The sequence below is a fragment of the Roseovarius spongiae genome (assembly GCF_003651245.1).
GTDB classification, from domain to species: Bacteria; Pseudomonadota; Alphaproteobacteria; order Rhodobacterales; family Rhodobacteraceae; genus Roseovarius; species Roseovarius spongiae.
Window position 1 is genome coordinate 1 of sequence record NZ_RAPE01000001.1, and the last position, 19,894, is coordinate 19,894.

At 66.8% G+C, this 19,894-nt stretch carries 20 protein-coding genes; 7 read left to right on the forward strand and 13 right to left on the reverse strand.

Going from position 1 to position 19,894, the window contains the following annotated elements; genetic code table 11:
* The first annotated feature begins 312 nt into the window (after positions 1–312).
* Positions 313–1,380, forward strand: coding sequence for a hypothetical protein (locus D6850_RS19195; RefSeq protein WP_166433960.1), 1,068 nt, complete (start codon positions 313–315; stop codon positions 1,378–1,380).
* A 12-nt stretch (positions 1,381–1,392) separates the two neighbouring features.
* Positions 1,393–1,797: a hypothetical protein gene (locus tag D6850_RS19200; RefSeq protein ID WP_147438838.1), complete on the forward strand. Its 405-nt coding sequence runs from the start codon at positions 1,393–1,395 to the stop codon at positions 1,795–1,797.
* Between the two features lie 591 nt (positions 1,798–2,388).
* On the opposite strand, the gene D6850_RS00020 is transcribed toward D6850_RS19200, so the two are convergent.
* Both D6850_RS00020 and D6850_RS00025 read right to left on the reverse strand, forming a co-directional pair.
* The gene (locus D6850_RS00020) at positions 2,389–5,187 is read right to left on the reverse strand and encodes a [protein-PII] uridylyltransferase (protein WP_425452363.1); all 2,799 of its coding nucleotides are present in this window, start codon (positions 5,185–5,187) and stop codon (positions 2,389–2,391) included.
* The gene (locus D6850_RS00025; protein WP_121162920.1) at positions 5,184–6,368 is read right to left on the reverse strand and encodes a penicillin-binding protein activator; all 1,185 of its coding nucleotides are present in this window, start codon (positions 6,366–6,368) and stop codon (positions 5,184–5,186) included. The genes D6850_RS00020 and D6850_RS00025 overlap by 4 nt, the downstream gene beginning before the upstream one ends.
* 87 nt (positions 6,369–6,455) lie before the next feature.
* Between D6850_RS00025 and rsmI the strand changes: the two genes are divergently transcribed.
* Genes rsmI through D6850_RS00045 form a run of 4 tightly spaced genes read left to right on the forward strand, consistent with a single transcriptional unit; the run spans position 6,456 to position 9,629 of the window.
* Positions 6,456–7,346 (forward strand): 16S rRNA (cytidine(1402)-2'-O)-methyltransferase, encoded by an 891-nt coding sequence (gene rsmI, locus D6850_RS00030; protein WP_121162921.1) that lies wholly within the window; start codon positions 6,456–6,458, stop codon positions 7,344–7,346.
* Positions 7,333–7,743: a YraN family protein gene (locus tag D6850_RS00035; protein ID WP_245964055.1), complete on the forward strand. Its 411-nt coding sequence runs from the start codon at positions 7,333–7,335 to the stop codon at positions 7,741–7,743. Before rsmI ends, D6850_RS00035 begins: the two co-directional genes overlap by 14 nt.
* Before the next feature lie 57 nt (positions 7,744–7,800).
* Positions 7,801–8,736 carry a glutathione synthase gene (gshB, locus tag D6850_RS00040; protein WP_121162923.1) on the forward strand — a complete coding sequence of 312 codons (936 nt, stop codon included), beginning with the start codon at positions 7,801–7,803 and terminating at the stop codon, positions 8,734–8,736.
* Entirely contained in the window at positions 8,733–9,629 is an 897-nt protein-coding gene (locus D6850_RS00045) for an alpha/beta hydrolase (protein ID WP_121162924.1), read from the forward strand. Before gshB ends, D6850_RS00045 begins: the two co-directional genes overlap by 4 nt.
* Here the strand turns inward: D6850_RS00045 and D6850_RS00050 are convergent.
* The 10 genes from D6850_RS00050 to D6850_RS00095 all read right to left on the reverse strand — a co-directional run bounded on the left by D6850_RS00050 (position 9,607) and on the right by D6850_RS00095 (position 17,753).
* A complete protein-coding gene (locus D6850_RS00050; protein ID WP_121162925.1) occupies positions 9,607–11,121 on the reverse strand; it encodes a YifB family Mg chelatase-like AAA ATPase in 1,515 nt (504 codons plus the stop codon). The genes D6850_RS00045 and D6850_RS00050 overlap by 23 nt on opposite strands.
* An 82-nt stretch (positions 11,122–11,203) precedes the next feature.
* Positions 11,204–11,983, reverse strand: coding sequence for a succinate dehydrogenase iron-sulfur subunit (locus tag D6850_RS00055; protein ID WP_121162926.1), 780 nt, complete (start codon positions 11,981–11,983; stop codon positions 11,204–11,206).
* A 14-nt stretch (positions 11,984–11,997) separates the two neighbouring features.
* Positions 11,998–12,324, reverse strand: coding sequence for a succinate dehydrogenase (locus tag D6850_RS00060; RefSeq protein WP_121162927.1), 327 nt, complete (start codon positions 12,322–12,324; stop codon positions 11,998–12,000).
* Complete coding sequence (gene sdhA / locus D6850_RS00065; RefSeq protein WP_121162928.1) at positions 12,324–14,129, reverse strand: succinate dehydrogenase flavoprotein subunit; 1,806 nt, start codon at positions 14,127–14,129, stop codon at positions 12,324–12,326. The genes D6850_RS00060 and sdhA overlap by 1 nt, the downstream gene beginning before the upstream one ends.
* Positions 14,130–14,140: 11 nt before the next feature.
* A complete protein-coding gene (sdhD, locus tag D6850_RS00070) occupies positions 14,141–14,512 on the reverse strand; it encodes a succinate dehydrogenase, hydrophobic membrane anchor protein (RefSeq protein WP_121162929.1) in 372 nt (123 codons plus the stop codon).
* Between the two features lie 11 nt (positions 14,513–14,523).
* On the reverse strand, positions 14,524–14,913 hold the full coding sequence (gene sdhC / locus D6850_RS00075; protein ID WP_121162930.1) for a succinate dehydrogenase, cytochrome b556 subunit: 390 nt from the start codon (positions 14,911–14,913) through the stop codon (positions 14,524–14,526).
* Between the two features lie 197 nt (positions 14,914–15,110).
* Entirely contained in the window at positions 15,111–16,142 is a 1,032-nt protein-coding gene (locus D6850_RS00080; protein WP_121162931.1) for a MaoC family dehydratase, read from the reverse strand.
* Positions 16,142–16,345, reverse strand: coding sequence for a DUF1737 domain-containing protein (locus D6850_RS00085; RefSeq protein WP_121162932.1), 204 nt, complete (start codon positions 16,343–16,345; stop codon positions 16,142–16,144). Before D6850_RS00085 ends, D6850_RS00080 begins: the two co-directional genes overlap by 1 nt.
* Before the next feature lie 5 nt (positions 16,346–16,350).
* A complete protein-coding gene (locus tag D6850_RS00090; RefSeq protein WP_121162933.1) occupies positions 16,351–16,902 on the reverse strand; it encodes an NnrU family protein in 552 nt (183 codons plus the stop codon).
* Positions 16,903–16,904: 2 nt separating this feature from the next.
* The gene (locus tag D6850_RS00095) at positions 16,905–17,753 is read right to left on the reverse strand and encodes an HpcH/HpaI aldolase/citrate lyase family protein (RefSeq protein WP_121164947.1); all 849 of its coding nucleotides are present in this window, start codon (positions 17,751–17,753) and stop codon (positions 16,905–16,907) included.
* A gap of 276 nt (positions 17,754–18,029) precedes the next feature.
* On the opposite strand from D6850_RS00095, the gene D6850_RS00100 reads away from it, so the two are divergent.
* Positions 18,030–18,989, forward strand: a complete 960-nt coding sequence (locus tag D6850_RS00100; RefSeq protein ID WP_121162934.1) for a PRC-barrel domain-containing protein — start codon at positions 18,030–18,032, stop codon at positions 18,987–18,989.
* Between the two features lie 184 nt (positions 18,990–19,173).
* Here the strand turns inward: D6850_RS00100 and D6850_RS00105 are convergent, their stop codons facing one another.
* Positions 19,174–19,740, reverse strand: a complete 567-nt coding sequence (locus D6850_RS00105; protein ID WP_121162935.1) for a VPLPA-CTERM sorting domain-containing protein — start codon at positions 19,738–19,740, stop codon at positions 19,174–19,176.
* Positions 19,741–19,894 lie beyond the last annotated feature (154 nt).

A 19,894-nucleotide genomic window follows, 5' to 3' on the forward strand; every position in this document is an offset into this window, starting at 1 on the left:
CCTTCGGAAACTGGCCAAGATTTTTCCGGCACCGCAGCAAATGCGCAAAGCCTGACAAAAAAGGCGCTCGCGCGCCCTTCACCACCAAGTTTTCTGCGTCAGCAACACGGTGTTTTTCAACAGAATCGGTGGGAAGCCGTCATTCGCTGCAATGGCGAGGCGAATTTGTGAGCAAGGTGCGAGCCGACATTCAGATCTGCCCGTTAACGGCTTGCGCTCTGCGATGTCGCATGACTGCCACGCGCCCGGACTGGATCTAAATCTGCTCTCGCGGCCTGCTGATCATGCGCCACGGAGACCTCACCCGGAGGCATGGCCTCACATGAAGAAGTTCTTCGTCATATTCGGGCGTTGGTTTACAATGCCTTGATCGGAGAGCTGGGAAGGAGGATTCGCATGATCACAAAAACTTCAATGGCAGCCGTCTGTCTTGCTGCCTTCGCGTCTCCGGCTTTTTCAAGCTTGTGCGATCTAAATGCACAGGATGAGGAAGATGGGGGTTATGGCCATGTTCACGGCGAATCCAGGTCGACCCCACGAACGCATTTCCGGTGGGGCAGCGACGTCGATGATTATGATCTGCGCGGTATCCGGACCAGCCGCGCCTGGTACTACATCGAAAATCTGCACGACAAGAAACTGGCCTTCAATTGGCGCAAGCCGGGTGTCGAAATCATTGTCCGAAACGCTTTGCACGGCCGATCTTACGACCCGCCGTATGAAGACTGTCAGAAACGCTACGGCACCTTTGGTTTTGAAGCAACCGCCCCAATCTGGACAAGCAATGACGGTCGGAAACCCGCGTCTGCCTATGTCCCGATTGACCAAACCTTGGTTAGTCCAGCAGCCCCTTTCGAAGGAGACGCCCCGTCTGGCGGGAACGGCAGCAACTCGGAACCCGCCGTTTTTGGAACCGAGTTGGTGCATCCGGACGAGTTGCAGGAAGGCCGGTACGAAGGCGCCCGGGTCATCCTTGTCTACCGTGACGACGCACTGGAGCTCGAACTCGCATCAGGCCCGCGCGGTTACCTCGGATTTCAGCCGGAGGCACTTCACATCTCCGAAAAGCAGTTTCTGGCAGCCGCGAAAGAGCACGGCATAAAAGTCGTCGGAACACGAAAACTTCAAGACTTCTTTGAGACATACGAAAGCTTCTCGGAAGTCGTGGAGGAAGGCGTCCTCGCGGGAGTCGAGAACACGCAATTCTGGTTCGTCGACACTTCCGAAAATGTCGTACTCGAATTTCCGTACCGCACCGACACAATGGCAGCTTTCACAGCGATCTCTCCGGAACCGCCGAGCAAGAGTGCCATCTTGCTGGTGAATGAGGACATGCAGCTGATTTCTGCTGGACCGCTCGAGGCTCCCTTTTTTCAGTAGGAGCATATTTCTGTGCCTGCCATATTCGATCTCCTGAGTGGTCTTCCCGGCAAGCTTCTCCTTATTGGAAGCGTCGTATCGGCGATCCTGACGTTGTTGTTAAACTTCACAATTCCTGCTCTCGGTCTACAGTTCCTCGCAATCTCTGTGATCATCAGCCTCGTCACAAGTGCATGCGGTGCCTTCCTTTGGGTCCTCGCCGAACTGGGGAGGCCATGGATACGCGTGGTTTTCGGAGTTGTAGCTGTGATTGTGGTGGTGGTCTGTGTTTGGCAACTGGTTGAAGCTTCGGGTGCTGAACCTGGCGAGGGTCTGGAGGGCCGCCTTTATCTCATACTCGGCTTCTTCTTTCTTGGTTTCGGGGTCGTCGTAGAGGGCGGAGGGCTGCTGGTCAGCGGATCGCCTCGCCCTAATTGAGGTGGCGATGGCTTGCGGGAGCGGCGGCGAATAGCCCGCGTCGCCCGCCAAGTAAGTTCCCTCGGAAAGCCCATCTCGCCTCACGTTGATGGCCCGGCCTCTACCGACTCAATCCGGCCGTCATCGAATTGCCAGAGCCGCATGACCGGAAGTGCAGCGAAGTTGCCGCTTGCCCACTGAAAATGTCGCGGAACGCATAAAAAGGCCGGTCCGGCGAAGCCGCGGCGCAGCGCTGACGCATTGCATGAACGGCAGCTCAGGGCCGATAGCGGCCATACCGAACTCCCCTCGCCCGGAATCAAGGCGCGCTTTGCGCGCCGCCGGGCAGCGCCCGACCGCCCATCGCACCAGAGGTGCGCTGGTTAACGGCGGCGCGCCTTTGGCGCGACGGGCGGGCGCTTTTGCGGCGTTGTGCTTCGCGTGGACGTTCGACGGGTGTGGCGGGATAAAGTGCCACGTCCGGGCGTCGGTGCGCCCGCCCGTTTTGCCGGAGGCAAACCTTTGGTTTGACGGTCGGGCGCTGCCCGGCGGGGGTGGCGCTGCCCGGCGGTGGGGCGTGGTGGGCAGGATGCCCACCCTACGGGGGCGCCCTCACGCGCGCGCGCGCTGGGCGCCTTCCTTGATGGCGGCGCGGAGCTTGCGGTCGAGCGCGGTCTGCTTGGCCTCGGAGTAGAATTTCAGGCCGAACATGTCCTTCACGTAGAACGTGTCCACCACCTGCTCTCCATAGGTCGCGATCACGGCGCTGGCGATATAGACGTTGTTCGCCGCCAGCGTGCGGGTCAGGTCATGGAGCAGGCCGGGGCGGTCGCGGGTGTCGACCTCGATGATGGTGTAGATCTCGGACCCTTCGTTGTCGAAGGTGATGTGCGTGGGCACCCGGAAGGCGCGTTCGCGCTTGCGGATCTTGTCGCGCGATTCGATGGCGTCGCGCGCCACGACCTCGCCGGTGAGGGTGCGGAAGATGGTCTTGCGCAGGCGGGGCAGGCGGGCCTCCTCGAAGGGGCTGCCCTCGGCGTCCTGGATCCAGAACACGGCGGTGGCGTAGCCGTCCTTGGAGGTATAGGTGCGCGCGTCGACCACGTTGGCGCCCACCAGCGCCAGCGCCCCGGCGAGCCGCGAGAAGATGCCGGGATGGTCGGCCATCACGAAACAGGCGCGGGTGGCGTCGCGATCCTCGTCCGGGTGCAGGTCGATGCCGATCTCGTCCGTGCAATCGGGGCGGTCAAGGTCGCGCAGCAGGCGGGCGAAGATGGCGTGCGCGGTGACGTGCAGCCCCTGCCAGTAGGGCGGGTAATGGCGGGCGGTTTCGTGTTTGAGGGCCTTCGCGCTCCAACCCTTGAGCGCGGCGCGCAGGTTGCGCTTGGCGTCCGAGCCGCGCTGTTCGCGGTTGATGTCCTCGAGCCCGTTCTCCAGCGCGTGCAGCGTCTGGCGGTAGAGCGCGCGCAGAAGCGACGCCTTCCAGTTGTTCCAGGTGCCGGGGCCGACACCGCGGATATCGCAGACGGTGAGCACGCAGAGCAGGTCGAGCCGCTGCTTGGTCCGCACCGCCTTGGCGAAGTCGCGCACGGTGCGCGGATCGGCGATGTCGCGCTTCTGCGCCATGTCCGACATCAGGAGGTGATAGCGCACCAGCCATTCCACGGTGTCGACCTCGCGCGGCTTGAGCCCCAGCCGCGCCGCCACCTTGCGCGCGATCTGCGCCCCGAGGATCGAGTGATCCTCCGCCCGCCCCTTGCCGATGTCGTGCAGCAGGAGCGCGACATAGAGCACCCGGCGGTTCACCCCGCGCTCGAGGATCGAGGAGGCGATGGGCAGTTCCTCGACCAGCTTGCCGCGCTCGATCCGGCTCAGGTGGCTGATGCACTGGATGGTGTGTTCGTCCACCGTGTAGTGGTGGTACATGTTGAACTGCATCATCGCGACGATGGGTTCGAATTCCGGCAGGAACGCGGAGAGCACGCCGAGCTCGTTCATCCGCCGCAGGGCGCGTTCGGGGTTGCCGTGCTTCAGCAGCAGCCCGAGGAACAGCTTCGCCGCCACCGGGTCGGCGCGGAAATCGTCGTCGATCAGGTCGAGGTTCGCGGTGACCAGCAGCATCGCGTCGGGGTGGATCAGCAGACCGGTGCGCAGCCCCTCCTCGAAGATGCGCAACAGGTTGAGCCGGTCCGACAGGAATGCCGCGTCGTCGACGATGGCGAGCCGGCCGTTGACCTCGCTGTAGCCGTCCTTGAGCTTCTTCTTGCGGCGGAACAGGCGTTGCAGCAGGGGTTCGGATTTGACGTGCGCGGCCTCGAGCTTGGTCAGGAAGATGCGGGTGAGGTCGCCGACGGACGTGGCGTGACGGAAGTAGTCCTGCATGAAATGCTCGACCCCGCGGCGCCCGGCGCGGTCCTTGTAGCCCATGCGATCGGCGACCTCGACCTGGAGATCGAAGGTCAGCTTGTCATTGGGCCGCCCGGTGATCAGGTGCAGCTGGCAGCGCACCGCCCAGAGGAAATTCTCGGCCTCGGCGAAGAGATCGAACTCCTCGCGGGTGAACATGCCGAGCGCCACGAGTTCCGCCGAGGAGGTGACGCGGTGCAGGTACTTGGCGATCCAGAACAGCGATTGCAGGTCGCGCAAGCCGCCCTTGCCCTCCTTCACGTTGGGTTCGACCATGTAGCGCTGGCCGCCCTGTTTCTCGTGGCGGGCGTCGCGTTCCTCGAGCTTGGCCTCGGTGAATTCGCGCACGCTCGACTTGAAGAGGTCGTGCCAGAGCCGGTGGGTGAGCTCCCCCGCGAGCCGCGCGTCGCCGGTGACGCGCCGGTTTTCCAGAAGCGCCGTGCGGATGGTGAAATCCTCTTCGGCGAGGCGCAGGCAGTCGGGGATGGTGCGGCTGGCGTGGCCGACCGTGAGCCGCAGATCCCACAGGATGTAGAGCATCGATTCGATCACGCTCTCGGCCCAGCTGGTGATCTTCCACGGCGTGAGAAAGAGCAGGTCGATATCCGACTGGGGCGCCATTTCGCCGCGCCCGTAGCCGCCGACGGCGAGGACCGACAGACGCTCGCCCCCGGTGGGCGTCGGGTTCGGGTGCAGCCGCCCGGTCGCGAGCTCATAGGTGGCGCCGACGATGCGATCCATGAGCCAGGCGTAGCTGCGGATCGCGGCGCGCGCCGCGAGCGGGCGTTCGGCGAGCGCGGCGGCGATGGCGGCGCGGCCGCGCGCCATCTCGGCGCCGAGCACCTCGACAGCGTGCCGACGTATCGCGGCGGCGTCCGCGTCATCGTCCGGCGCGAGCTCCGCCGCGACCCTTTCGACGTCGAAAATGTCGGCGGCGGGGCGGATCAGGGTCGGCGCGTCTTCGGGAGGCGCGGGCGCGAGGGCGCGGTCGGCGGGCTGGGTCAGAACCCGGCTCCGCCGAAGCCCTTCGGCGCGGGGTCGAGGATCACCACGCGGTTATCGCGGATGGTGGCCACGGCCAGGCCGCGCTGGCTGGTCCCGTCCTTCCGCAGACGGAACACGCCGCCGGTGCCCTGGAAGCCGGCCGACTGGGTCAGGCTGGCGCGCGACAGGGCGTCGCGCCGCCCGCTCTTGGCCAATGCGCCGACGGCGGCGATCCCGTCATAGGCAAGCCCGGCGAGCGCGTGCGGATACCTGCCGTTGGCGGCCTGGAAGCGGGTTTCGAACGTCCGGGATTTCCCCTGGTCGGGCATCGCGAACCAGCCGCCCTGCACGCCGGGCAGTTCGAGCGTCTGGGGCGGTTCGTCCCAGCGCGAGAGGCCGATATACTGGATGTCGCCGGGCGCGAGGCCGTTCTCGGGGAGCATCTGCGTGAAGAGCGGCAGCGCCCCGGCGGTGTTCGCGGTCATGAAGAGCGCGTCCGCGTTGGCGCTGCGCACGGCGGACGTGACGCGCGGAACGGCGGCCACGACCCCCTCCTGCGAGAACTGGTAGGGCACGTTGGCGACGACGCTGGCGCCGGCGTCCGACGCGGCCTTGGCGATGGCGTCCCGGCCGAGTTCGCCGGCGACGTTGCTGGAATGGACGGTCACGACGCGCCGCTTGCCGTTGCGCACGGCGTAGTCCATCAGCCGGCGCGCGGTGTCGTCGAAGGTCTGGCCGAGCACGAAGAGATTGCCCCCCGCGACGGTCGGGTTGTTGGAAAAGGCCAGCACGTTCACGCCCTTGTTCGCGACCGCGACCGCCGCGACATTGGCGGATTGGGCGTGCAGCGGGCCGACGATGATCCGGGCGCCGTCGGAGACCGCGTCGAGCGCGGCCTGCTGCGCCCCCGCGGCCTGTCCGAAGGTGTCATAGACGCGCAGATCGATCCTGACCCCCTCGAGATCCGCCACGGCGAGACGCGCCGCCGCCTCGAGATCGCGCGCGAGCGCGGCCTCCTGCGCGCCGGAGGCCCCGAGCGGCGCCAGAAGCGCCACGGGCACGGGCGCGTCCGGCTGGATCGGCTGGCCGCCGCCGCCGCCGGTGTTCAGCGAGACGTCCCCGCAGGCGGCGAGGACGAGCGCTCCGAGCAGGAGGCACAGATGCCGGAGCAGCTTGCGGGGGGTGGGCAAAACAGCGAACATGTGGGAATTCTCACTTCTCGGGGTTGGGCGGATGGACCGCGTGGGGTTCTGGAAGGATAATAAACGTCATGCGATGCGGGTCCAGAGGTGATTGACGACAGGCGGAAACTGGCGGGCGGGCTCTATCTCGTGGCGACTCCGATCGGGGCGGCGCGCGACATCACGCTGCGCGCGCTCGACATCCTCGGGGCGGCGGATGTGCTGGCGGCGGAGGATACGCGCTCCTTGCGAAAGCTGATGGAGATCCACGGCGTCGCGCTTGGGCAGAGGCCGCTGATCGCCTATCACGATCACAATGGCGCGCGGGTGCGGCCCCGCCTGATCGAGGCGCTGGGCGCGGGAAAATCAGTCGCTTACGCCTCGGAGGCGGGCACGCCGATGGTCGCCGACCCGGGCTTTGACCTCGTGCGGGCGGCGATCGAGGAGGGTTATCCGCTGGTCTCGGCGCCGGGCCCGTCGGCGGCGATCACCGCGCTGACGCTGTCGGGCCTGCCGACCGACCGGTTCCTGTTCGCCGGGTTCCTGCCGGGCGCGGCGGGCCAGCGAAAAACCGCCCTGTCGGAACTGGCGGACGCGCCGGCGACGCTGGTGTTCTACGAATCGCCCAAGCGCGCGGCGGCGATGCTGCGCGACGCGGCCGAAGTGCTGGGGGCGGACCGGCAGGCGGCGCTGGCGCGCGAACTGACCAAGAAATTCGAGGAGGTCCTGCGCGGCACGCTGGGCGAGCTGGCCGCGGAGATCGCCGGCAATCCGCGCAAGGGCGAGATGGTCGTGCTGGTGGATCGGGCGGGGAAGGGGACTGTTAACTTCGATGATGTAGAACGGGCGCTGAAGGCGGTGATCGGTGATATGTCGGTGCGGGACGCGGCCGACGCGGTTTCGCGTGATCTGGGGCTGAAGCGGCGGCAGGTCTACCAGGCCGCGCTGCGGCTGAACGCCGAGAGGACGGAGAAGGATGATGACGATGGTGCTTCTTGATCCGGTTGACGGGCGGCGCGCGCCGCCCGTGGCGCGCCGCGCGCGCGGCAGGCGGGCCTATAACAGCGGCCTTGCGGCGGAGGAGCGCGCAGTCGCGCTCTACACGGCGGCCGGTTTGCGCCTGCTCGAGCGGCGCTGGCGCGGGGCGAGCGGGGAAATCGACCTGATCCTCGCGGATGGCGATGAGATCGTCTTTGCCGAGGTCAAGCAGGCCCGCACGCATGACGCGGCCATCGCCAGCCTGCGCCCGGAGCAGATGCGCCGCATCCACGCCGCCGGGTCGGAATACCTGGAGCGCTGCCCGAATGGCCAGTTGAGCGAGGTGCGTTTCGACCTGGCCGTGGTGGACGGCGCGGGGCGCTGCGATATCATGGAGGGCGCGTTTTCGCATTTCTGAATTGCGCCCGAACCGGCCTTGGCGCATGTAGGCGTGACAGGATTGCGGGGGAGACCCATGAAAGTTGCGTTCCAGATGGACCCGATCGGGCCGGTAGATATCGACGCGGACAGCACCTTCCGCCTGGCCGAGGAGGCGCAGGCGCGCGGGCATGAGATGTTCTATTACCTGCCCGAGCACCTGGCCTATGACGAGGGGCGGGTCACGGCGCGGGGGCGGCCGCTTCGGGTGCAGCGGGTGCGGGGCGATCACGCGATCCTGGGCGAGGAAACGGTTGTCGATCTCGGCGAGTTCGACGTGGTCTGGCTGCGCCAGGATCCGCCGTTCGACATGTTCTACATCACCACCACGCATCTGCTCGACCGGCTGGCGCCCGGCACGCTGGTGGTCAACGATCCGTTCTGGGTGCGCAATTTCCCCGAGAAGCTGCTGATCCTCGACTTCCCCGAGCTCATGCCGCCGACCACCATCGCGCGCGACCTGGACACGATTCGCGCGTTCAAGGACCGGCATGGCGACGTCATCCTGAAGCCGCTCTACGGCAACGGCGGGGCGGGGGTGTTCCTGCTGAGCGAGACGGACCGCAACCTCGCCTCGCTGCACGAGCTGTTCACCGGCTTCAGCCGCGAGCCGCTGATCGTGCAGAAATTCCTGCCGGACGTGGCGCGCGGCGACAAGCGGGTGATCCTCGTCGATGGCGAGGCCGTGGGCGCGATCAACCGGGTTCCCGCCAAGGGCGAGACGCGCTCGAACATGCATGTCGGCGGGCGCGCCGAGAAGATCGCGCTGAGCGAGCGCGACCGCGAGATCTGCGCGCGGATCGGCCCGCGCCTGCGCGAGAAGGGGCAGGTTTTCGTCGGCATTGACGTGATCGGCGACTACCTGACCGAGATCAACGTGACCTCGCCCACCGGCATACAGGAGCTCGAGCGGTTCGACGGGATAAACGTCGCCGCGAAGATCTGGGAGGCCATCGAGGCGCGGCGCGCATGAGCCGCCGCGCGGCGCTGCTGCGATTCTGGCTGCGGCGCACCGAAAAGCGCCGACTGCGCCGCGTGCAGGATCCCGCGCGCCTGCGCCGCGGTTTCGAGGCCAGGGCGCGGCTGTTCTTCCGCCCCGCGCGCGGCGCGCGGTATCGCGCGATCCGCCCCGGCGACGGGGTGGAGGCGCTCGAAGTGACGCCGGAGCGGTTGCGGGGCGAGGCGATCGTGCTGTTCCTGCACGGGGGCGCCTATGTCTTTGGCTCGCCGCATACGCACAAGGCGATGCTGTCGCGTCTCGCGGTCCTCGCGGGGGTGCGCGCGGTGTTGCCGTGGTATCGTCTCGCGCCCGAGCACCCGTTTCCGGCCGCGCTGGAGGATGCGCTGGCGGCCTATCGCGCGGTGATGGATCATCCCGGCGGGGTGGTCCTTGGCGGGGACAGCGCGGGGGGCGGGCTTGCCCTCGCGCTGCTGGCGCGGATCAGAGCGCTGGGATTGCCGTCGCCGCGGGGCTGTTTCGCGTTCTCGCCGCTGACCGACATGACCTTCGGTGGGGAGAGCATCCGCGCCAATGCCGAGAGCGACGTCCTGCTGCCCGCCGAGCGGGCGGGCGACATGGCGGCGATGTACCTGGCCGGCGCCCCGGCCGAAGATTCGCGGGCCTCGCCGCTCAACGCGGATTTCACCGGCGCGCCGCCGGTCTGGCTGACGGCGAGCGACAGCGAGATCCTGGCTGACGATACGCGCCGCATGGCCGCGCGCCTGCTGGAGCAGGGCGTCGACGTCACCTGCGTGATCGAGCGCGACCTGCCGCATGTCTGGCCCCTGTTCCAGACGTTCCTGCCCGAAGCGCGCCAGACCCTGGCCGAGCTGGCAGGCTGGATCACATCTCTTTCGCGCCTGTAATGCGGTAGCTCACGGCCTCGGCGACATGCGGGCGGCGCACCTCTGCGGAGCCGTCCAGATCGGCGATGGTCCGCGCCACGCGCAGCACGCGGTGGTAGCCGCGCGCCGAGAGGCCGAAACGTTCGGCGACCTTCAGCAGCAGCGCGCGCCCCTCCGCGTCGGGGCTGGCCACGCTGTCGAGCAGCGCGCCTTCGGCGTCGGCGTTGAGCCGCGCGGGCCCGGCGTCGGCGAAGCGTGCGGCCTGCACGTCGCGCGCCGCCGCCACCCGCGCTGCCGCCTCGGCCGAGCTGTCGCCCGAGGGGGGCAGGTCGAGGTCGGTGAACTCGACCGGCGGCACCTCGACGCGCAGGTCGATGCGGTCCATCAGCGGGCCGCTGACCCGCCCGAGGTAATCTTCGCCGCAGGCCGGGGCGCGCGCGCAGGCGCGGGTGGGATCGCTCAGGTAGCCGCATTTGCAGGGGTTCGCGGCGGCGATCAGCATGAAGCGGCAGGGATAGGTCACATGCGCGTTGGCGCGCGCGATCATCACCTCGCCGGTCTCAATCGGCTGGCGCAGGGTCTCGAGCACGGTGCGGGAAAACTCGGGGAATTCGTCCATGAAGAGCACGCCGTTATGCGCGAGGCTGATCTCGCCGGGCGCGGCGCGGCGCCCGCCGCCGACGATTGCGGCCATCGAGGCGGTGTGGTGTGGTTCGCGAAACGGGCGGGCGCGATTGATGCCGCCCTCATCCAGCAGCCCGGCGAGCGAGTGGATCATCGAGGTTTCCAGCGCCTCGCGCGCGTCCAGGGGGGGCAGGATGCCCGGCAGGCGCGCGGCCAGCATGGATTTGCCCGAGCCGGGCGTGCCGACCATCATTAGGTGGTGGCGCCCGGCGGCGGCGATCTCGAGCGCGCGCTTGGCGCGTTCCTGTCCCTTGACGTCGCGCAGGTCGCGTCCGCCGGGCAGCGGCAGCACCTCGCCCGGTTCGGCCGGGGGCAGGGGCGACTGGCCGGTATAGTGGCGCACAACGTCGGCGAGGCTGGCCGCGCCGATCACATGGGCGGCGCCGACCCAGGCCGCCTCGGCCCCCGAGAGATGCGGACAGAGGAGGGTGCGCTCCTCCGCGGCGGCGGCCATCGCGGCGGGCAGGGCGCCGACCACGGGGACCAGCGAGCCGTCAAGCGACAGTTCGCCCAGCGAGGTGGTGCCTTCGACGGCGTCCTTCGGGATGATCTCGAGCGCGGCCAGCAGGGCGAGCGCGATGGGCAGATCGAAATGGCTGCCCTCCTTGGGCAGATCGGCGGGGCTGAGATTGACGGTGATCCGCTTGCTGGGCAGGGCGATGGCCATCGAGGTCAGCGCCGTGCGCACCCGGTCGCGCGCCTCGCTCACGGCCTTGTCGGGCAGCCCGACGAGCGAGAAGGCCGGCACGCCGGCGGTGACGGCGCATTGCACCTCGACCTGCCGGGCCTCCACGCCCTCGAAGGCGACCGTGTAGGCGCGCGCCACCATGTCTTTTCTCCCCGGAGCCGATCAAGGTTAACGGTATCGCGGCAGAGATTTAGGAATGGTTAACGCCGGCGAGCGGGCGCGCTCAGACCATGCGGTCGACCATCATCTTCTTGATCTCGGCGATCGCCTTGGCGGGGTTCAAGCCCTTGGGACAGGTCTTGGTGCAGTTCATGATCGTGTGGCAGCGGTAGAGCTTGAACGGATCCTCGAGATCGTCCAGCCGTTCGCCGGTGGCTTCGTCGCGGGAATCGATGATCCAGCGATAGGCGTGCAGCAGCGTGGCCGGTCCCAGGAACCGGTCGGCGTTCCACCAGTAGCTCGGGCAGGCGGTCGAACAGCAGGCGCACATGACGCATTCATAAAGCCCGTCGAGCTTTTCGCGGTCCTCGATGGATTGCTTCCATTCCCGCTGGGGCGGGTTGGTCTCGGTCTGCAGCCAGGGCTTGATGGACGCGTGTTGCGCGTACCAATGCGTGAGGTCGGGGATCAGGTCGCGCACGACGGGCATGTGGGGCAGCGGGTAGATCTTCACGTCGCCCTTGATCTCGTCCATGCCGTAGATGCAGGCGAGCGTGTTGATCCCGTCGATATTCATCGCGCAGGAGCCGCAGATGCCTTCGCGGCAGGAGCGGCGGAAGGCCAGCGTCGGGTCGATGTCGGTCTTGATCTTGATCAGCGCGTCGAGAACCATCGGGCCGCAATCGTCCATGTCGACGAAATAGGTGTCCATCCGCGGGTTGTCGTCGTCATCCGGCGTCCAGCGATAGATGCTGAACTTGCGCAGGTTGGCGGCGCCCTCGGGCTTGGGCCATGTCTTGCCGGTGGTGATGCGGCTGTTCCTGGGAAGGGTGAGTTGAACCATGAGCGTCTACTCCTTCAGTTGCCCATCAGCGCGAGGCTGTTGCGGGCGATACATTCCACGGCCTCGGGGCGCTGCGCGATGGCGATCACGTCCCGTGCGGTCTCATCCGTCACGCCGGAGACGGAGGCCCGGGCGATCGACAGGATCTCGCCCGCGCTCGCGGCGTCGATGATGCAGTCGGTCACCGGCGCGGCGTTGACGCCCGGGAACCGCTGTTGCACCACGCCGTTCACGACCGTCTTGGCCCGGTCGCGCGCGATGGCGTCGGCCGCGTCGTTGGCCGCCGTGCAGCCGGTCGCGGCCAGCAGCGCCGCGAGCGCGGACGCGGGCGCGAGGCGCATCAGAACGTCCGCGCCTTCGGCGCGATCTTATTGAGCGGGATGCCGCCCTGTTTTTCGGTGGTCAGCGGATCCTCGATGATCGGGCGGTAGCTGAGCTCAACGTCGTTGCCGTGCACGCGGGCGATGGTGTGGACGCGCCAGTTCTCGTCGTCGCGCTCCTCGTAATCCTCGTGCGCGTGGGCGCCGCGGCTTTCGTGGCGGGCCTCGGCGCCGTAGATCGTGGCGAGCGCGTTGGGCATGAGGTTGGTCAGCTCCAGCGTCTCCATCAGGTCGGTGTTCCACACGAGGCTGCGGTCGGTGACGTGCAGGTCGTCCAGCTTGGCGGCGATGTCGTGCATCTTGTCGATGCCCTCGGCGAGCGTCTTGGAGGTGCGGAACACGGCGGCGTCGGCCTGCATGGTCTTCTGCATCTCGGTGCGCAGCTCGGCCGTGGGCGTGCCGCCCTTGGCGTGGCGGATGCCGTCGAAGCGGTCGAAGATCTTGTCGATCTGCGCGGCGTCGGCGTCCGGCGCGGCGCTGTCGCGGTCGATCACCTCGCCGGCGCGGATCGCGGCGGCGCGGCCGAACACCACGAGGTCGATAAGCGAGTTCGACCCCAGCCGGTTCGCCCCGTGGACCGAGGCGCAGCCCGCTTCGCCCACGGCCATGAGGCCGGGCACGATGGCGTTGGGGTCGTCAGCAGTCGGGTTCAGCGCCTCGCCCCAGTGGTTGGTCGGGATGCCGCCCATGTTGTAATGCACGGTGGGCAGGACCGGGATCGGCTCCTTGGTCACGTCGACGCCGGCGAAGATGCGCGCGGATTCGGAAATGCCGGGCAGGCGCAGGTGCAGCGCCTCGGCGGGCAGGTGGCTGAGGTTCAGGTGGATGTGATCGCCGTCCTTGCCCACGCCGCGCCCCTCGCGGATTTCCATCGTCATCGACCGGCTGACGTAGTCGCGCGGCGCCAGATCCTTGTATTGCGGGGCGTAGCGTTCCATGAAGCGCTCGCCCTCGGAGTTGGTGAGGTAGCCGCCCTCGCCGCGCGCGCCCTCGGTGATGAGACAGCCGGCGCCGTAGATGCCGGTGGGGTGGAACTGCACGAATTCCATGTCCTGAAGCGGCAGCCCGGCGCGCGCGACCATGCCGCCGCCGTCGCCGGTGCAGGTATGCGCGGAGGTGGCGGAAAAGAACGCGCGGCCATAGCCGCCGGTGGCCAGCACGACCATCTTGGCGTTGAAGACGTGCATCGTGCCGTCGTCGAGCTTCCAGCAGACGACGCCGGTGCAGGCGCCGTCGTCGGATATCACGAGGTCGATGGCGAAGTATTCGATGTAGAATTCGGCCTTCTGCTTGAGGCTCTGGCCGTAGAGCGTGTGCAGGATCGCGTGTCCCGTCCGGTCGGCGGCGGCGCAGGTGCGCTGCACGGGCGGGCCTTCGCCGAATTCGGTGGTGTGCCCGCCGAAGGGGCGCTGGTAGATCTTGCCCTCTTCGGTGCGCGAGAAGGGCACGCCGTAATGTTCGAGCTCGTAAACCGCCTTGGGCGCCTCGCGGGCGAGGTATTCCATCGCGTCGGTGTCGCCGAGCCAGTCGCCGCCCTTGACGGTGTCATACATGTGCCACTGCCAGTTGTCCGGCCCCATGTTGGAGAGCGACGCGGCGATGCCGCCCTGCGCGGCCACGGTGTGAGAGCGGGTCGGGAACACCTTGGTCACGCAGGCGGTGCGCAGCCCCTGTTCGGCCATGCCAAGCGTCGCCCGCAGCCCGGCGCCGCCGGCGCCCACCACGACCACGTCGTAATCATGCGTCTCGTATTCGTATTCGGCCATCGGATCGTTCCTCAAATCGCGATTTTCGCAAGGGCGAACAGGCCGGTGGCCGTCGCGCCGTAGGTCAGCACCGTCACGCTCATGATGAGCACCTTGCGCGTGGAGCCGCGCCAGTAATCCTCGATCATCATGATCGCGCCCTTGCGGAAATGTTCGAGCCCGACGAACAGCACCAGCCCGGTCAGGATCGCCACGGCGGGGTGCGAGAAGGTGGCCAGCACCTCTTCGCGCGTGCCGCCGAGCGTGCTGCCGAAGATGTAGAGGAAGGTCGGCACGATCAGCGCGAGGCCGACCGCGCTCATGGTCATGTACCAGTGATGCTCGGTCCCGGAGCCGGCGGCGCCGCGCCCCTTGGCGAGCTTGCGGGGGGTGATGAAACGCATGGCGTGCCTCCTCAGATGATGATGAGCGTCAGGATGGTCAGCACGACCGACCCGATGACGCAGGCCCAGCCCAGCCGCTCGGCGGTGACGATGTCCATGCCGCGCGCGGCGTCGAAGAGCAGATGCCGCAGACCGGCGAGGTAGTGATACCAGATCGCCCAGAGCGAGAGGGTGAACACCAGGTCGCCGAACCAGGAGGTGACGAAGGCGTTGGCGGTCTCGAAATATTCCGGCCCGGTCGCCGCGGCCAGCAGCCACCACACGATGAGCAGCACGGCCACGATCAGCCCGTTGCCGGTGATCCGCGTCAGGATCGAGGACATCGAGGTCATCTGCGGGCGGTAATACGGCCCGATCATGAATGGTGATAGCGGACGTTCGGTCTGGTTCGCATCGGACATGGGCGTGTTTCCCTTCCTCTGGCTGGCGGCGGCTGGCCTCCCGCGGGGGCGCCGCCGGGGATCGGCTGGCCTTATGTGACCTGTTTTAGCGCGGCTGTCACGCAAGCGCACCCCCAAACGCCGGAAATCTGCGGGCTTTGCCGGCGCGCGGGAAAGTCGCGATCGCGCCCGTGACGGCGCAACCGCGCGGCGCGGGATCAGGTGGGGACGAGCGCCCAGTAGTCGAGGTCGAGCAGCACGTCGGGCAGGTATTTCCCGTCCGCGTCGCGCAATTCGCCCGGCGCGCCGCCCTTGGTCGCCACCAGCCGCAGGCGCAGCGCGCCGACGCCCGGCGCGGCGGTTTCGGCGCGGTCCAGCACCTCGGACCAGGCGCGCACGGTGTCGCCCGCGAAGCAGGGGTTGGCGTGGGCGCCGCCGTTCAGCCCCGCGATCATCTGCGCGTTGGCCAGCCCGTTGAAGCTGAGCGCCCGCGCGAGCGAGATGACGTGCCCGCCATAGATCAGCCGCCTGCCGCCCTCGCGCGCGGTGGCGTCGAAATGCACTTTCGCGGTGTTCTGCCACAGGCGGGTGGCCATCATGTGTTCGGCTTCCTCGATGGTGACGCCGTCGACATGGTCGATCACCTCGCCGGGCGCGTAATCGCCCCAGCGGTGCGGTTCGCCCGCCAGCGCGAAATCGTAGCCGGTGAAGTCGAGCCCCTCGGGGATGACGAGATCGCCCGCCGCGAGCGCGGGTTTCAGTTCGGGGATCACCGGGGCGGGCGCGTCGCCGCCGGTTTCGCGTTTGCGCACCATGACCCAGCGGACGTAGTCGAGCACGACCTCGTCCTTCTGGTTGCGCCCCTCGGTGCGCACCCAGACGACGCCCGATTTGCCGTTCGAGTTCTGTTTCAGCCCGATCACCTCGGACGTCGCCGAGAGCGTGTCGCCCGGCCAGACCGGGCGCAGCCAGCGCCCCTCGGCATAGCCCAGGTTCGCCAGCGCGTTGAGCGAGATATCCGGCACGGTCTTGCCGAAAACGACGTGGAACGCGGCGAGGTCGTCGAGCGGCGCGGCGGGCAGCCCGCAGGCGCGGGCGAATTCGTCCGAGGAGGCCAGCGCGTGCCGCGCGGGGTAGAGCGCATGGTAAAGCGCGCGTTCGCCCGCCCCGACGGTGCGCGGGACCGCGTGGGGGATCACCTCGCCCGGTTGGTAATCCTCGAAGAAGCGGCCCGGGTTGGTCTTGGTCATCACTGCGCCCTGAGCTTCGTGTCCGGGGTATATTCGCCCGGCGCGTCCTTGATGACGGCCTGCCCGCAGCGCATGGCGCCGCTGAGGGGATCATGGGCGTAGGTCGGGCTGCCGTAAAGCTCCCAGCCCTTGTTCAGCGCCTCGGTCACCTTGTGGCAGAAGGCCGAGCTGTCCTCAGCGGTCAGGAGTCGGTAGAGTTTCATGGCGGTCACCCGAAGACTGGATAGCCGAGCGCGTAATGCGCGGCGGCGATTGCGAGATAGACGACGATCGCGGCGATCAGGACGATGATTTCCTTGCGCTTCGATGCGGGCGGGGGCGGGGTCCAGTGCGGCTGCGCCCGGTTGATGAGGATCACCTCGGCCACGGCCCAGGCCAGCAGCCCGCCGAACAGGATGAACGAAGGCGTGTCGCCGTTGACCAAAAGGTGCGCCAGCGCCCAGACCTTGACCGCGCCAAGCATCGGGTGGCGCATCCGCCGCGCCAGCGCCGTCTTTGCGCCGGCGACGGCGAAGAGGTAGACCGACAGAAGCATCAGCAGGTTGTTCAGCCCCACCATCGCCGGCGTGCGGCCCCAGAAATAGGCGCCGTCGGCCATGCGGTAGCCGATCACCATCAGCGCCACGCTGCCCAGCACGGCGAGCGCGACGGCCCCGCGCCCCGCGTCGCCCATGCTTTCGCGCGCGGCCGGGGCGAGGCGCTTGAAGAGATGGGCCGCGGCCCAGAGCGCGACGCCGAGGATCAGCAGGAGCGTTCCCATGCTCAGCCCTCCAACGTCGCGATGGCGTCGGCGCGGGCCAGCGTGCGGCGCGCGGTGACGACGTGCAGGTTCTCGACGATGGCGCCGTCGACCACGGCGACGCCGCCGCCCGCGGCCTCGAACGCCTCGATCTGGCGGCGGGCGAGGTCGATCTCGGCCTCGTCCGGGGCGAAGGCCGCGTTGGCGATGGCGAGCTGGGCGGGGTGGATCAGCGTCTTGCCGTCGAAGCCGAGGTCGCGGCCCTGTTCGCATTCGCTCGCGAGCCCGTTCTCGTCGCGGAACTTGTTGTAGACCCCGTCGATGGCCGGGATCCGCGCGGCGCGGGCGGCCAGCACGATCTGTTGCAGCGACAGCATCAGCGGCAGCCGGTCGGCGCGCGCGCGGCAGCCGAGTTCGCGCGCGAGGTCGTTGGTGCCCGCGACCAGTCCGCCCACGCGCGGATGCGCGGCGATGGCGCGCGCGTTCATGATGCTCTGCGCAGTTTCCATCATCACCCAGACGCCCATGCGGGCGGGCAGCAGTTCAACCAGCCGGTCCACGTCCGAGGGCGCGTCGACCTTGGGCAGCAGGATCGCGTCCGCGTCCGCGTCGGCCAGCGCGCGCGCGTCGTCGAGCCCCCAGTCGGTGGTGAGCGCGTTGATCCGCACGATGCGGAACCGCTTGCCATAGCCGCCCTGGCCGAGCGCGGCGGCCAGTGTCTCGCGCGCGCCGGCCTTGGCGTCCGGCGCGACGGCGTCCTCGAGATCGAAGATGATCGCGTCCGTGGGCAGATCGCGCGCCTTGTCGAGCGCGCGGTCCTTCGCGCCGGGGATGTAGAGCACCGAACGGTAGGGATGGCTGGCCGCGTCCATGCGCCTCTCCTTGCTGTGGCGGGTGTGATGGTTGCGCAGCCATGCCATCATTGCCCCGCCCGGTTCAAGTCCCTTCGCGGCGCGGGGCGGCGTCAGAGGGCCCGGAACCCGCGGCGTGATCTTTCCGCACGGGAAAATTCAGCAGAAACAGCGCGGCGCCGGGCGGGCGACGAAAAATGTGGAGCCGCGGGGAACCCGATCCCGCCGGCGGCGTTGCCAATGCAGACCGGGGCAAGAGCCTCGGCGACAGATTGAACCAGATGTATGAGGGTGACAATGAAACGTTTTCTGACAACGACCGCGATTGTTCTCGCGATGGGTTCGGCGGGTTTCGCCGACACCGACGGCAACATGAACTGGGATACGCCGGTCGAATCCTCGGCAGGCCAGTTCTATGGCTCGGAACTGATCGGGATGCGGGTGTACCGCAGCGATCAGGACTTTGAATCCGGCGCGGCGGTGGAAGCCGGCGCCAACGAGAACTGGGATGACATCGGCGAGGTCAACGACATCATCATCAGCAAGGACGGCAATGTCGACGCCGTCATTCTCGGGATCGGCGGGTTCCTCGGCATGGGCGAGCGCGACGTCGCCATCCGCATGGACCAAATCCGGGTCGTGCGCGAGAATGACGACCAGGACGATCGTTTCCTGGTGGTGAAGGCAACGCGCGAGAACCTCGAGTCGATTCCGGAGTATGAGCGCCGTGCGGGCGTGGATGACGAGTCCATGACCAACAACCAGAACAACGCGCAGGACGACGACGCCGTGACGGCCGAGCAGAACGCCGACCAGAACAACGCGCAGGACGACAACGTCGCGATGGACGATGACAACGCCGCGATGAACGAGGAGTCCGTGGCCAACGAGACCACCCAGGCCAACGACAACACGGTTGAGCCGCTCGCGATGAACCGTCCCCAAGTCCAGCGCGAAGGTTACACCGAAGTGCCGTTGGAAGAGGCCGACAGCCTCAATACCGAGGACCTGACCGGCACGAGCGTCTATGGCGCGAATGACGAGGACATCGGCGAGGTTTCCGAACTTATCGTCGAGAACGGCAAGATCACTCGGGCCGTGATCGACGTGGGCGGTTTCCTCGGGCTTGGCGAAAAGCCGGTGGCCGTCGACTTCAGCAAGCTGCAGGTCATGCGGCAGGGCGAGGACGGATCGCTCGTGGTCTATATGGACGCGACCGAAGAGACGCTCGAGTCGCAGCCTGAATACGAAGGCTAAGCCGAACCCCTATGACCATTTCGAGGGCCGCCCGTCGAGGGCGGCCCTTTCGCGTTTCAGGCGTTTTCGCAATTCGTTGAAGCACGGCGAAAGTGGAAATATTCGCTTTGCTATCTTCAGCTGAAGAGCAACAGGTTCTTGCTGTCCTTCTCGGCAACCGCTTCTTTCGACGGCGGAATGCCCTCTACGTCTGCTTCTTCCTGCGTGCGGCAAAAGCGAAGAGCCCCAGTCCGCCTAAGAGCAGCGGAAAGCCTGCGGGGAGCGGAACGGGCGCAATGGGGTTTTGACTTTGAGAAACATAACCACCGCTTGCGTTATCACCGTGTAATCCAAGGTAGAAAATACTGAATGGATCAACAGAACCAGACACAAGTTCCATCCGAACAAATAAAGGATCTGTTGCCGGTAGCGAGAAATTAGAGCCAAAGATAAACCCAGAGAAGCCTGAATAATCACCAGATGAGGTTCCAATATTATCTATCGAAGCTATGTTGCTAGCGCCAAGATCTGACCCAAAGCTGAAATTGAAAAAAGCAGCATTGAAAACGTTCCGCGCATCAGAACCGGTAGCACCCGCAATTGGATCCGCCCCAAAGGATCCACGTACGTCCGTTAACGAAACTAACCCTTCGAATTTAAAGTCTAATGTCAGGTCAGTTACCGCATCGGCCGTAGCGCCCCACGAAGTGACCGGCAGCGCTGCCACAGCGGCAGCAAGCGCAATTTTCTTGAGAGCCTTGAAAATATTCATTTGAGAGTCTCCAACGCATCTGAACGGATTATGAACGTATGGACACTGCACCAGACCACATCGCTGAGTCAAAAGATTCCGGTTAAACGAGAGGGCTTCTGACATTCTCTGCTTTTTGGATAGGGCATACCTACCGGCAGATGTGCAGCAGTTT